The organism is Pantoea sp. X85, assembly GCF_029623675.1.
GTDB classification, from domain to species: Bacteria; Pseudomonadota; Gammaproteobacteria; order Enterobacterales; family Enterobacteriaceae; genus Pantoea; species Pantoea leporis.
On the sequence record NZ_CP121108.1, the window covers coordinates 618,200 to 631,030 of the forward strand.

The window sequence follows — 12,831 nt, forward strand, 5'->3', positions numbered from 1 at the left end:
GTATTTTAAAGTGTGCTTTTTGTTAATTTACTTATTTTATTGATATGCATAAGTTTTTGTGTTTTTAAATCATTTCTTGGCTTTTCCCCATAAAGTGGTTTTTTTAAACAATTTAAGCTATTGATAGATTGAAACAATTACTTAATAGGGGTTTTATTGCTCAAACCTACAAGGTTGATGACAAGCTAATACTCGTCCACGTGCCTTATGACTGTACAGACAGATTTATTAAATAGTCATCTAATTTATCCTGCTGCGCGCGCTCGTACCCCCGCCACGCCTGCCCGCTTTATGTAGCAGTTTTCATGCGGCTGCATGAGTCCCTTCAGGCCGCGCCACTGCTGGCCTGAATTGCATTAACTCAGCTGCATTTATTCATGCGCTTTCATGCAGCATAGGCATGCACTCATGCGAATCAGGCTTGCCAGAGAAAAGAGATGAAAAAAACCGGCACGATGGCCGGTCAGGTATTGCTGATAAAACTCAGCAGGGGGCGTTCTGGCGATTCGAAAGCCTGCTGGCTGATCCATAACGGTTTAGCGTCTGCCGTGGTGGCGGTGATTCTTTCTCAGGGATGTCTTCAGCTACCTTCTGAGGTTTCATGATAATGGTGTCCAGGCTCTCAAGCGTTGTGAACGTGCAGGAGCAATCGATATTACGACACTGATACCACGTCTTTTTTAACGTACCTGTCTGATATTCGCTCGTACGCGTGTGTGCGGTCATGCTGCATTCAGGGCATTTCATTGCCATCACGTTTTATCCTTCTGTTTAACGCCAGTCACCGTACAGGCTGGAGTTAACGGTTTATAAAAGCCGTTATCGTTAGCTTTCTTCGAAGAGGGAGAGCCATTAGCGGCTCCGGTGAATGCATTGTGCCGTTGCTGGCACAGGCGAGCTAGCGGATGGCGTTGTGTGATGGCCCAGACAAAATAACCTTCTTCTGGCTGGCGGCAAGGTGACATATTGGCTCCCTGTTCAACTTTTAAATTTATATATATCCTTCACCATTCTTCACCTTAATAAAAAAGAGAGTAAATACAGTATATTAAAGGGTGAATAATCAATATTTATCCCTTCACCCGGTGTTCACCATGCTTCACCCAACTTTTTATGCAGATAAACCTTTTCGAGTGTTTATTTCAATTGATTCAACAAGGATTAATCATTGAAAACGACTTGCATAATCCATCTCGGCACTATTGGTCTATATTGCCCTATATTTACCTGTGCAAAAAACAGGCGGCTAATTTTTGCACATTTGTGCCAGCCGCAGCACCCTTTCGCCCTGTTGCTTTGGCAGTAGATATGCTGAGAATAAAGAGCTACCCGACTCCGGACGTATCTGTCCGTATCACCACGGACTCAATAAGAGGTAGCTCATGCACACCGTATTATCCGCAAACTCCTCCGCTCCTGCGGCCCCGGCTTTACCCGTGAACCCGGTGCTGAACGACCGCTTCCTGCGACTGCCGGAAGTCATGCACGTCTGCGGCCTGTCCCGCTCCACCATTTACGACCTTATCAGCCGTAACGCCTTTCCTGCGCAGGTGTCGCTTGGCGGCAAGAACGTGGCCTGGCTCGCCAGCGAAATCAGCGTCTGGATGAGCGATCGCATTGCAGCGCGTGGTCAGGAGCGTACCGTATGAGGTTTTTGAACCATGCCGGTAAATCACGCCACCCCTCTGTCGCGCACGCAATCCCGCTGGTGCCTATGGCTGGCGCCGGGATGGATAGGCCGCTACAGCCGCAGTGTTTCGGTGCAACAAAGCCAGACTTCAGCCTGCAAAGTGCAGGCGTCCCGTCCTACGTTATCCGGACTGTTTCCCGTGGCGACATTTCTCCCGCCAGCTGCTGAGGTTGCCTGATGTCATTTTTAACTGCTACCTCCGGCTTGCGCGCCGGGGCCATTCCCTGGTACAGTAATTTCGCTGTCGCAAAATCGACAGCCGGGCGTAGGAACCCGCGTAATTCACAGGCGACACCAGACGCGCCATGCGTCTTTTTTTGTGTCCATGCCTCAGTGCACCCATTTCTCGGGCAACGGTTCTGTATCCGTTGCGCCGTCTGCGTAATGGTGGCCCGGGCGGGGCAGCCTTCGGGCTGGCCGGTATCCTGTGAAGCCGGTATTCCTACCCCCGTTCGGGCTACCACCCATGAGTGTAGGAACTCCGGTGGTGGCGTTAACCGCTATTCACAGGAGACTGCCATTATGGCTACGGTCCTTAATTCCCCATACCCTCAGTTTGTTTTCGTCTTTGCCGCCGTCCGCCGCTGCGAGCGTCAGCAGCATATTCACATGCTCCGCACCGTTGCCGCCGATGAGCGCGCCGCGCGCCTTTCGCTGGCCCGCGACTACGTGCTGTCCTTTGCCGCCCGCCTGCCGGTCCGGGAGGTGCGCGCATGACTCACGCCACGATTTCTCACGCCGACCTCGTACGCCTTGAACACCTGCGCAACGCCGGGCGCTTCGTCAGCGATATGACCGCATTTCAGGAGTGCCACGAACTGCCGCAGCCCGCTCAGCGCGCGCAGCTGGCTTCGCTGGTTTTTCTCATCACCGAGCAGCTGGATGACGTGGTGACGCGCTGCCAGAACAACTGGATGAACGCGGAGGCTGAATCATGAAAGACCGCACCCTTTCGCCTGAACTGCGCGCCGCGCTTTCACGCCGCGCCGTCGCCTGCGCGTGGCTGACCGTCTGCCGCGAGCAGCAGCGCTACCCCGGCCTGACGCTGGCGCGCCTTGAGCACGTTATTGAAGCCGAGCTGGAGGGCTTTTACCTGCGCCAGCACGGACGCAGGCGCGGTCAGGAAATTGCCTGCGCGCTGCTGGACGACCTGCTCTCCACCGGGCCGCTGAAGTCGGCCCCGCGCCTGAGCTTTCTCGGCCAGGTAATGATGGATGAACTCTGCGGGCGCATGACAGACGCGCCGGTGCTGCACTGAGGGAGAACTGAACGATGAAAATGACCGTATCAGAGGCAGCAACCGCAGCCCGGGGCCACTGGCCCCGCATTCTGCCCGCGCTGGGCGTGAAGGTAATCAAAAACCGCCACATGCCGTGCCCGGTCTGTCAGGGAACGGACCGCTTTCGCTTCGACGATATAGACGGGCGCGGCACGTGGATTTGTAATCAGTGCGGAGCCGGTGACGGCATGGACCTGGTGAAAAAGGCGCTCAGCATTACGTTCAGAGAGGCCGCCGCGCGCGTAAACGACCTGACCGGCAACCTGCCGCTGGTAGCGGCCGGCAACAGTACGGCAGCCGGTCCCGAAACGGACGAGGCGTCCCGCGCCGCAGCGGCTGCACTGGCGCAGCAGCTGGTCAGCACGGCAAAGGAAGCGGCGGGCAACGCCTACCTGTCGCGCAAAGGCCTGCCAGAGCAGACATGCCTTACGCTTTCGAAAGCGCATAAGGTGGCGTTAACGTCCTACCGCACCGGCGATTTAGTTGTGCCCCTGCACGACATGAGCGGCCAGCTGGTTAACGTGCAGCTCATCAATGCCAGCGGGGAGAAGCGCACGCTCAAAGGCGGCCAGGTGAAAGGCGCCTGCCACGTTCTCAGCAGCGCTAAGCCTGCAAAGCGCATCTGGCTTGCCGAGGGCTACGCGACCGGCCTGACGGTGCACAACCTGACCGGTGATGAGGTGTGGGTTGCGCTCTCATCGGGCAACCTCCTTTCTCTGGCTGGCCTTGCCCGGGAAAAGCACGCCACGCTGCAGCTGATGATTGCCGCCGACCGCGACCTTAACGGCAACGGCCAGGACAAGGCGAAGAAGGCCGCTGATGTCAGTAACGCCGTCATCGCGCTGCCGCCCGTGTTCGGCGACTGGAACGACGCCTTTGTGCAGCACGGCGACGTCCCGACGAAGCAGGCGCTTATTGAGGCCGCCGCGCCCGCCACCGCCAGCCCGTTTGACGTGATGAGCGAAGCGGAGTTTTCGGCGATGAGCGCCAGCGAAAAAGCGGAGCGCGTTGCTGAGCATTACCGCAACGCGCTGGCGGTGGATGCCAGCGGCGAAATCCTGTCACGCTACAGGGCGGGCGCGTGGAAGGTCATTTCGGGGAAGCAGTTTGAGCGCGACGTGGCGAAACTGTTCCAGCGGCTGCGCGCGCCGTTCTCGGCGGGCAAGATTTCAGGCGTGGTGGACACGCTGAAGCTGATGCTGCCGCAGCAGTCCGACCCGGCGCGCCGCCTGATAGGTTTCCGCAACGGCGTACTGGACACGCGCACCGGCAGCTTCAGCCCGCACAGCAAACGCTTCTGGCTGCGCACGGTCAGCGAGGTGGACTTTACCCCGCCGGTTAAGGGCGAGACGCTGGCGAATCACGCGCCGCACTTCTGGCAGTGGCTGGACCGCGCCGCCGGACGCGACGCGGCAAAGCGCGATATTATTCTCGCCGCGCTGTTTATGGTGCTGGCGAACCGCTACGACTGGCAGCTGTTTCTGGAGGTCACGGGCCCCGGCGGCAGCGGCAAAAGCATCATGGCCGAAATCGCCACTATGCTGGCCGGAACGGACAACACCACCTCCGCGACCATCGAGACGCTGGAGTCATCGCGCGAGCGCGCGGCGGTGATTGGCTACTCGCTGATAATTCTGCCCGACCAGGAGAAGTGGAGCGGCGACGGCGCGGGCATCAAGGCGATTACCGGCGGCGATGCGGTCTCCGTGGACCCGAAATACCGCGATGCCTACTCAACGCACATTCCGGCGGTAATACTGGCGGTGAACAACAATCCGATGCGCTTCACCGACCGCAGCGGGGGCGTCTCGCGCCGCCGGGTTATCCTGCACTTTCCGGAAATCATCCCGGCAAACGAGCGCGACCCGCAGCTGAAGGAAAAAATCAGCGGCGAGCTGGCCGTTATCGTGCGCCAGCTGATGCAGCAGTTCAGCCAGCCGCAGGACGCAAGGACGTTGCTTCAGTCGCAGCAGAACTCTGATGAGGCTATGCGCATCAAGCGGGACGCGGATCCGATGGTGGACTTCTGTGGCTATCTGTTCACCACGCCGGAACCTACGTCCCTTTACATGGGTAACGCCAGCATCAGGCCCTTACAGCCAAGACGCTATCTTTACCATGCCTATCTAGCTTACATGGAGGCGAACGGCTACAGGAATCCACTCAGCATGAAGATGTTCAGTCTGTCGCTGGAGAGCATTATGCGCGAGTACGGGCATCATTATCTGAAGCGGCGCACGAAGCTGGGGATGCAGACCAACCTCGATCTTACTGAAGAAAGCAGCAGCGACTGGCTGCCCAAGTGTGATGCCACCTGAAATTTATAATATTTAGAACCGGCGAGAGCCGGTTTTTTTGTGCTAAAGGTGGCCGTTAGAATCTTATAGGCCCCCTGTGAAATTTATTCACTTCTTTATATGAGCGTTTTTCAATCAGATCCTACTAATAAGATTTAGGGCCGCATTGAGCGAAAACTGGATGTGGTGTTGCAGGAAGCAATTAGGTCTATGTTATTAAATAATAACTATATTGACGTTTATGAGCCCTCAAAGTATCTGGCTGATAGATAATCCAGTTGACTTATTATGTATCGATCACTAAGAATATAAATAAATTACATAGTGACCGATACAAAAATATTTGTGGTCGTATTCAAATTGAAGAGAGAATCATGGAAAGCACTGTCGCATCGCTGGTTATACCGCGCAATATTGAAGAAGTCTGGGAAATTATTGAAAAGTTTCACGCTTTGTCAGCATGGCATCCTGCCGTAGTCAGTAGTGAGTTCGAAGAGGGTTGCACAGAAGATGTGGTAGGAGCCGTTCGCCGCGTAACCCTTGGAAACGGAGCCACGGGAACCGAAAAATTAATCCGTAAAGACAGCAAAGCATACCTGCTGACCTATTCCTTTGAAACAGCACCTCTGCCTGTTGAAAATTATCTCTCCACCATTCAGCTGCTGCCAACCTACATTTCGGGACACACGCATGTTGTCTGGTCAGCCTCTTTTAACTGCAAACCGGACTTATGCAGCGAGATGCGCAGGGTGCTGGAAAATGATGTTTATCTGGCTGGAATTAGAGCCTTGCAGACCGCGGAGGTCTGACGACGATAGGCTGACGCCTTTTATTTCAGAGATGAAGTGGCAGCCAGCCGGCTGCCATTGTTGATTTACCAGTTCTGCTTAGTAGGGGACACGATGAGATCGTTAACGGTCACGTTTCTGGGCTGGTTAAGTGCATAGACCACAGCATTTGCCACATCCTGCGGGCTGATAGCAATTTTTGTCAGCTCCTGCGCCACCTTACGCCCTTCCGGATCGCTCACTTTTTCAGCCCATCCCGTGTTAATAACGCCAGGGCTGATGGTATTGACGCGGATGCCCTTATTCACGCCCAGATCTTTACGCATCGATTCCGTCATGGCGTGAACAAAGAATTTGGTCGAACTGTATACACCCGCGCCGGCGTCAACCTGGTGGCCTGCCACAGAAGCCATGTTCAGGATCTGGCCGTCACTTTTGCTGAGCATAACCGGGAGTACCGACGCAATGGCGTTCAGATAGCCCTTGATGTTGACGTCGACCATCTTGTTCCAGTCGTCCCACGCGATGTCACTCCAGGCTGAAAAGAGCATCAGCCCGGCGTTGTTAATCAGGATATCAACGGTACCGAAGGTATCGGTAGCATGCTTTACCAGCGCCTGTGTATCTTCAAGACGAGTTACATCCGTCACCAGACCGGAAGCATGGCCGCCGGCGGACTCAATATCCTTTACCAGCTTATCGAGGCCGGTCTGATCCAGTGCTGCGGCTACGATATTCACACCATGACGTGCAAGTTCCAGCGCGGTCGCGGCGCCAATGCCCGATGAGGCACCAGTAATTACAGCGGTTTTGTTCTGCAGATGATTCATATTCTTATCCTTTGGGATGAGGTACAGGCGGCGGGCAGATCCCGCCGGTTGTATTTATCAGTAATTCGCTTCCGGCCAGTCGGTGTAACCTTTCGCGCCGCCGCCGTAGTAGGCTTCCTTAGGCGCGATGGTCAGCTCGGCGCCATAACGCAGACGCTTAACCAGATCCGGGTTGGAAATAAACAGGCGGCCAAAGGCAACGGCATCAATGATTCCTGCATTACGGCGGCTGATCGCCATTTCGAGGTCATAGTTGTTGTTACCGATGAACGGACCGCTGAACTGCGCGCTCAGCGCATCCATATCCACGTCGGCGGGTACGTCACGCGACGTTGCCGTGGCACCCTCTACGAAGTGCAGGTATGCCAGATTAAAACGGTTGAGTTGCTGGATGAGATAGCCATACATCGCCATCACGTTGCTGTCCGGCGGCGTGTTGCCTGCGTCAGGCGTTACCGGTGACAGGCGGATGCCTACGCGGTCATTGCCCCAGATGTTGACGATCGCTTCAGTGACTTCCAGCGTCAGGCGCGCGCGGTTTTCTATAGAGCCGCCGTAGGCGTCGGTACGATGATTGGTTGAGTCGCGCAGGAACTGATCGAGCAGATAGCTGTTTGCAGAGTGCACTTCCACGCCGTCAAAACCTGCGCGCAGGGCGTTTTCTGCGGCACGCTTATACTGCTCAATAATGCCCGGGATCTCATCGGTTTCGAGCGCGCGTGGCGTCGATACCGGTACGAAGCCATTAACGGTATAGGTCTGGCCTTCGGCCTTGATTGCAGAGGGAGCGACAGGACGCTCGCCGTCAGGCTGCAGTTCAACGCTTGAAAAACGGCCCACGTGCCAGAGCTGACAAACGATTTTTCCGCCTTCTGCGTGAACGGCATCGGTGACTTTTTTCCAGCCAGCAACCTGATCTTCGCTCCAGATCCCCGGCGTAGCCGCATATCCACGGCCCTGAGCTGAGATATTCGTGGCTTCAGAAATAATCAGACCGGCGCTGGCACGCTGCGCGTAGTAGGTTGCATGTAGCTCATCAGGTACGCCATCTTCGCCGTAACGGCTGCGGGTAACAGGCGCCATAACGATACGGTTGGCAAGCTGAAGGCTTCCCATTGCCACGGGGGAAAAGAGATCTGTACGGGTACTGTTATCAGTCATGGTTACTCCTAAATAGTTGACCGGTCGACTAGTAAATGGGTAGAAAAAAACGCGGCTACGCGAGCAGCCGCTTTGTTGCACTCATTGCTTTATCAAACGCTTGATCAGGCGTGTGAATTTTTGCCATCAGGGACGCGCCCAGCCAGAGCTGGTAAAGCTCTTCAGCAAGGGCCTCTGCGTCCACTTCGGACGGCAGTGAGCCATCACTCTGCCCCTGATGTATGCACGCCGTGATCCGAAGGATAATTTCTCGGGTTCCGCTTGCCAGAACGCTTCGCATGCTGTCGTACTGATCGCAGACTTCTGCCCCAAGCTTAACGACCAGGCATTTGCTTTCAGGCAGATCGGCACCCTGTGTGACCTTCCAGAATGCAAAGTAGCGCAGCAGGCGCTCTCTGGCCGGTTCGCTGCCGCGCAGCTGCTCTTCAACCTGAATAAGATAGTGGGTGAAGTAATTTTCCAGCAGGGCTTCAGCGAACTCTTCCTTGGACTGGAAGTAGTAATAGAACGAACCTTTAGGCACGCCAGCGGCTTTGACAATCTCAGCCAGGCCGACGGCGCTATAGCCTTTATGTGTAATAAGCGTCCGGGCAACATCAATGATGTGCTGACGCACGTTAGCCGTTTGTTTTTTCATAGTCCGGGTAGCATAACGATAAAACTGACCGGTCGTCTAGTTTCGCGGGTTGCATTTTGTGCGATCAGAATTTTTCACGTGGAAGCAATCGAGACGCAAACTGCCCGGTTGCGCTCAGGCTTTCCGGCGTGGCCCCGTCTTTGGCCTCGATAGACATGCCCTCCAGAAGCGTATTCAGAACGGTAGCCAGTGTGGCGGTACCGGTATCAGACGGCAGTTGCTTCTCCGTGACAGCCCTGCGCAGACGCTTTTCAAACAGATCTTTTCCTTCCTGCCTGAGCACGCTGACCGCTTCAACGACGTCAGCGGACTCCTGAGAGACATTGATCGCCGCAAGCACCACCATGCAGCCGCAGGGTGCTGAAGGGGAAAGCAGAATGTCTGCCGCTTCACTGAAGAAGTTATCAATCGCCCGGGTAATATCGGGCTCTTTTTCAAGCCGCTCCCAGGTTGATTTCCAGTAGACCCTTTCGTAATAGTTCACGGCCTCCATGAAAAGTTTTGCCTTATTACCGAAGGCGGAGTACAGGCTCGGCGGATTAATTTCCATCGCAGCGCAGAGCTCGGCAACCGAGGCGGGCTCAAAGCCTTTACGCCAGAAGATATCCAGCGCCCTGATCAGGGCTCTGTCGCGATCAAAGCTGCGCGGCCGCCCTTTGGGCTTTTCACTGCTGACTTCTGAATTTTTCGTCTTCACGTCGGGCATAAAATCATTCTCTTGACACATTACATAGCGATCACTATACAATAATAACATTACATAGTGATTACTACATAAATACATGAGGCACATGTCAGATCTTGCGTTCTCCCTCAGCCACTATCTGCAGTCCGCCGGCGCGGCGGGGGTAGTGCTGTACTTCGTTATTTTTGTCGCCGTGACGCTGATTTTTTTTCCGGCTTCCCTGCTGACCGCGCTGTCAGGGTGGCTGTTTGGCGCGGCGGGCGGAACTGCGCTGGCTCTGCTGGCGGGTACCACCTCCGCACTGATCGCTTTCTGCATCAGCAAAAGCCAGTTATTTCCGGCAGCGTCGCGCGCCGCCAGCCGCCACCGCTACCTGAACAGCCTGCTTTCACTGTCGAAGAACAACGCCCTGCTGCTGATCCTGCTGCTGCGTCTGAGCTCCATTCTGCCCTTCGCGCCGCTGAACTACGCGCTGGGGATCAGCGGCGTACCGTTCAGAAAATATGCGACAGCGACGGTGGCTGGACTGATCCCCGGCACGTATGTTTATGCCGCTGCCGGAAGCGTTATTTCTGACTTACAGGTGCTTCTGCAAGGCGGTTTCAGCGTCAGAGACGTTTTACAGCGCGCTGATGTGCTGACCGGCATGGCCGCCGTTGCGGCGGGACTGATGCTGCTGTTCATCATAAACAAGATTTTCAAGCGAATTACGGGCATCCCTGCGGATACCCGCCACAACAAAACCGGAGACAGATGAAATGACCAACGTAACTTATGTTCAGGAATACAGCGCCATCGTGGAAGTGCTAAGCCAGTACAACGAAGGTGGAAAGCAGGCCAAAAGCGAAATAATGAAGCCCGCGTTCAGCGAGCAGGCCACCATCTTTGGCGTTGACGGTGATGCAAACCTCACCGGCGGTCCAATTCAGGGACTTTTCGACACCATCGATACCGCTTTCCGCCCATCCCCGGAAGCGAAGGCCGCCATCGTGCACGTTGATATCGCAGGCACCGCGGCAAGCGCGCGCGTCGATACCGATGATATTTCGGGCTTTCGCTTCACGGACTTTTTCAACCTGCTGAAGGTCAACGGGCGCTGGATCGTAGTGAGCAAAATTTACCATACCCACGCCGCTTCCTGACATCAGCCATTCCCCCTTCATCAGTCGCGTCTGACCGCCAGACGCGGCGAAACCCAGAGAGGAAAAAACATGAGCCAGAATATCAAAACCGTCCCTCTTTCTGCCTATGAGGCCGTTCTCGACACGGCGCGTCGCTACGTTGACGGCCTGAAAAAAGGCTGCGCCGAAACAGTGGCAGAAGCGTTTCACAAGGACGCCGTCATGTACGGCTTTACTGACGGTGAGCTGCTGGGAGGGTCTGTCGACAACCTGTATAAATTCGTCCGTGAAAACGGCAGTGCGCCAGAGATTGAAACGCATCTGGATGTGCTGGCCATTACCCCGACTACGGCGGTGGTGCGCGTGGACATGGAAAAGGATGCTATCGGCGCCGACTATAACGACTACCTGACCCTCATCCGCATCGACGGTCGCTGGCAGGTGATTGCGAAAGTCTATCACCAGTTTACGGGCTGACTGGCGGCAGTTTTTTAGCAAAAAACAGGTCACGCAAAGGAGTTATCCATGAGTACAGTGTTTATTATCGGCGGCGCAGGCAAGGTGGGCCGGCGCCTGGCCAGAATTCTTACGGAGAAAGGGCACGCTGTTCATGCGCTGCACCGTCAGCCGGAGCAGGCGCAGTTAATTCGTCTGCTGGGAGCAAAGCCCGTCAGCGGGAGCCTGACGGAGCTGGATGCCGCCGCCCTGGCGACCATGATGAGAGGCTGTGATGTGGTGGTCTTCTCAGCCGGTGCCGGCGGCAAAGGTGGCCCGGAAATGACGAACGCCATTGACGGAGAAGGGCTTAAGACGGCCGCAGAGGCAGCCGCGCTGGCTGGCATTTCGCGCTTCCTGCTGGTTTCGGCCTTTCCGGAGGCCTCAAGAAATGAATCCACCTCGGCGTCATTTGAAAACTATATGCATGTGAAAAAGCAGGCAGAAGTCGTGCTGGCCGCAAGCTCGCTGGACTGGGTCATTCTGCGTCCCGGCCTGTTGCTGGATGACAAAGGTTCAGGATATGTCCGCGCCGGGCTGGCCATACCTTACGGGGAGGTCACCCGGGATAACGTGGCGGCCACGCTGGCTGAAATTATCGCTCAGCCCCGCGTCAGCCGCGTCATCATTGAGCTGACCGACGGTGAGGTGCCGGTACGAAAGGCGGTTCAGCTGATGGCGGAACGCTGAGATGGGCAGGTCCGCTGATTCAGATCCGGATATGCGGCTGCTACTGCTCGGCGCAACGGGGCTCGTGGGCAGTCATGTCCTGCAGCAGGCGATGTCCAGTCCGCACATCGGTACCGTCATTGCGCCGACGCGAAAACCCCTCGCATGGTGCGCCACAGACCATCCCCGGCTTATTAATCCCCTGATCGACTTTGATGCACCCGACGCTGACGCTCTGGAGTGGCGCGTTGACGCGGTTATCTGTGCGCTCGGCACCACCATTGCCAGAGCCGGCAGCCGGGAGGCATTCCGGCGGGTTGATTATGACTATCCTTTGAGGTTTGCCCGGCTGGCGCGTAATGGCGGCGCCTCTACGTTCGCGCTGACCTCGGCGACCGGCGCAAATGCCCGCTCCCGATTCTTTTATAACCGGGTGAAGGGGGAGCTTGAACAGGCGCTGAGGCACGAAGGTTTTACCTCACTGACGCTGGTCCGTCCCGGCGTTATTGCCGGTGATCGGGCTGAATCCCGCCCGGGTGAAACGGCGCTGAAGCAGGTGCTCAGGCTCTTATCGCCGGTTCTGCCACGCAGCTGGCAGCTCAGCCCGGCTGAAGACATAGCCCGCCATCTCCTCAGAGCGGTGACACCACCCAGGCCGGGCATTCACATTGTTTCTGCAGGTGAAATAAATTCTGCAGGATAATTTTCTGAAGATGAATGATAAGAAGGAACCGTAATGTCAGAAGTGAACTTTAATGCCGTGGTTAACGCACATGCGGACCGCGTATGGCAGACGCTCAGCCAGTTCGGACGCATCAGCGACTGGCATCCTGCTATCTGCAGCAGCGAAATCGAAGATAATCAGCCCGACGGGCGCCCGGGCTGCCGGCGCCGGCTGGTACTTGAAAACGGCGACGTCCTGCGCGAAGAGCTCCTCATGCTGGATGCAGGTAAGCGGGCCTTCTCGTATCGCTTTATTGAAGCGCCGCTGGCCGTTGATGACTATGTGGCTACGGTCAGCCTTATTCCACTGAGCGATCGCGACGAAACGGTCATCGTATGGCAGGCAGTTTTTGAGTCCCGATCCCGCAGCGATGTGCAGGCAATGGAAGCGAGCGTGCTGGCGCTGATAAAGTCAGGCCACCTCAGCCTCGCTGTCTACCTTGAAAACCAGTAGCA

17 protein-coding genes are annotated in these 12,831 nt (G+C 56.0%); 12 read left to right on the forward strand and 5 right to left on the reverse strand.

All coding sequences use genetic code 11. The annotated features are described in order from the left end of the window. Nucleotides 1–483: 483 nt before the first annotated feature. Complete coding sequence (locus tag P6287_RS02780) at nt 484–753, reverse strand: ogr/Delta-like zinc finger family protein (RefSeq protein WP_265301328.1); 270 nt, start codon at nt 751–753, stop codon at nt 484–486. Nucleotides 754–1,382: 629 nt separating this feature from the next. On the opposite strand from P6287_RS02780, the gene P6287_RS02785 reads away from it, so the two are divergent. The 6 genes from P6287_RS02785 (at nt 1,383) to P6287_RS02810 (ending at nt 6,075) form a co-directional block, all read left to right on the forward strand. Then, entirely contained in the window at nt 1,383–1,649 is a 267-nt protein-coding gene (locus P6287_RS02785; RefSeq protein ID WP_277974464.1) for an AlpA family transcriptional regulator, read from the forward strand. Nucleotides 1,650–1,867: 218 nt separating this feature from the next. Further along, complete coding sequence (locus P6287_RS02790; RefSeq protein ID WP_271460671.1) at nt 1,868–2,407, forward strand: host cell division inhibitor Icd-like protein; 540 nt, start codon at nt 1,868–1,870, stop codon at nt 2,405–2,407. Continuing rightward, nucleotides 2,404–2,628, forward strand: a complete 225-nt coding sequence (locus tag P6287_RS02795; protein ID WP_110867847.1) for a hypothetical protein — start codon at nt 2,404–2,406, stop codon at nt 2,626–2,628. The genes P6287_RS02790 and P6287_RS02795 overlap by 4 nt, the downstream gene beginning before the upstream one ends. Next, nucleotides 2,625–2,948 (forward strand): DUF5375 domain-containing protein, encoded by a 324-nt coding sequence (locus P6287_RS02800; RefSeq protein ID WP_277974465.1) that lies wholly within the window; start codon nt 2,625–2,627, stop codon nt 2,946–2,948. Before P6287_RS02795 ends, P6287_RS02800 begins: the two co-directional genes overlap by 4 nt. A 14-nt stretch (nt 2,949–2,962) precedes the next feature. After that, nucleotides 2,963–5,287, forward strand: coding sequence for a phage/plasmid primase, P4 family (locus P6287_RS02805; RefSeq protein ID WP_277974466.1), 2,325 nt, complete (start codon nt 2,963–2,965; stop codon nt 5,285–5,287). 353 nt (nt 5,288–5,640) lie between these two features. Then, the gene (locus P6287_RS02810; protein WP_277974467.1) at nt 5,641–6,075 is read left to right on the forward strand and encodes an SRPBCC family protein; all 435 of its coding nucleotides are present in this window, start codon (nt 5,641–5,643) and stop codon (nt 6,073–6,075) included. Between the two features lie 65 nt (nt 6,076–6,140). On the opposite strand, the gene P6287_RS02815 is transcribed toward P6287_RS02810, so the two are convergent. The 4 genes from P6287_RS02815 to P6287_RS02830 all read right to left on the reverse strand — a co-directional run bounded on the left by P6287_RS02815 (nt 6,141) and on the right by P6287_RS02830 (nt 9,388). Then, complete coding sequence (locus tag P6287_RS02815; RefSeq protein ID WP_277974468.1) at nt 6,141–6,884, reverse strand: SDR family oxidoreductase; 744 nt, start codon at nt 6,882–6,884, stop codon at nt 6,141–6,143. A 57-nt stretch (nt 6,885–6,941) separates the two neighbouring features. Beyond that, nucleotides 6,942–8,045 (reverse strand): alkene reductase, encoded by a 1,104-nt coding sequence (locus tag P6287_RS02820; protein WP_277974469.1) that lies wholly within the window; start codon nt 8,043–8,045, stop codon nt 6,942–6,944. A gap of 55 nt (nt 8,046–8,100) precedes the next feature. Continuing rightward, entirely contained in the window at nt 8,101–8,682 is a 582-nt protein-coding gene (locus P6287_RS02825) for a TetR/AcrR family transcriptional regulator (protein WP_277974470.1), read from the reverse strand. Between the two features lie 64 nt (nt 8,683–8,746). Next, a complete protein-coding gene (locus P6287_RS02830) occupies nt 8,747–9,388 on the reverse strand; it encodes a TetR/AcrR family transcriptional regulator (protein WP_277974471.1) in 642 nt (213 codons plus the stop codon). A gap of 85 nt (nt 9,389–9,473) precedes the next feature. On the opposite strand from P6287_RS02830, the gene P6287_RS02835 reads away from it, so the two are divergent. The 6 genes from P6287_RS02835 to P6287_RS02860 all read left to right on the forward strand — a co-directional run bounded on the left by P6287_RS02835 (nt 9,474) and on the right by P6287_RS02860 (nt 12,829). After that, nucleotides 9,474–10,124, forward strand: a complete 651-nt coding sequence (locus P6287_RS02835; RefSeq protein WP_277974472.1) for a VTT domain-containing protein — start codon at nt 9,474–9,476, stop codon at nt 10,122–10,124. Between the two features lies 1 nt (nt 10,125). Beyond that, on the forward strand, nt 10,126–10,509 hold the full coding sequence (locus P6287_RS02840; RefSeq protein ID WP_277974473.1) for a nuclear transport factor 2 family protein: 384 nt from the start codon (nt 10,126–10,128) through the stop codon (nt 10,507–10,509). A 69-nt stretch (nt 10,510–10,578) separates the two neighbouring features. Continuing rightward, nucleotides 10,579–10,965, forward strand: coding sequence for a nuclear transport factor 2 family protein (locus tag P6287_RS02845; protein ID WP_277974474.1), 387 nt, complete (start codon nt 10,579–10,581; stop codon nt 10,963–10,965). 48 nt (nt 10,966–11,013) lie between these two features. Continuing rightward, nucleotides 11,014–11,673 (forward strand): NAD(P)H-binding protein, encoded by a 660-nt coding sequence (locus tag P6287_RS02850; protein WP_277974475.1) that lies wholly within the window; start codon nt 11,014–11,016, stop codon nt 11,671–11,673. 1 nt (nt 11,674) lies between these two features. Further along, nucleotides 11,675–12,355 carry an NAD-dependent epimerase/dehydratase family protein gene (locus tag P6287_RS02855; protein WP_277974476.1) on the forward strand — a complete coding sequence of 227 codons (681 nt, stop codon included), beginning with the start codon at nt 11,675–11,677 and terminating at the stop codon, nt 12,353–12,355. A gap of 33 nt (nt 12,356–12,388) precedes the next feature. Continuing rightward, a complete protein-coding gene (locus P6287_RS02860) occupies nt 12,389–12,829 on the forward strand; it encodes an SRPBCC family protein (RefSeq protein WP_277974477.1) in 441 nt (146 codons plus the stop codon). Nucleotides 12,830–12,831: the final 2 nt, after the last annotated feature.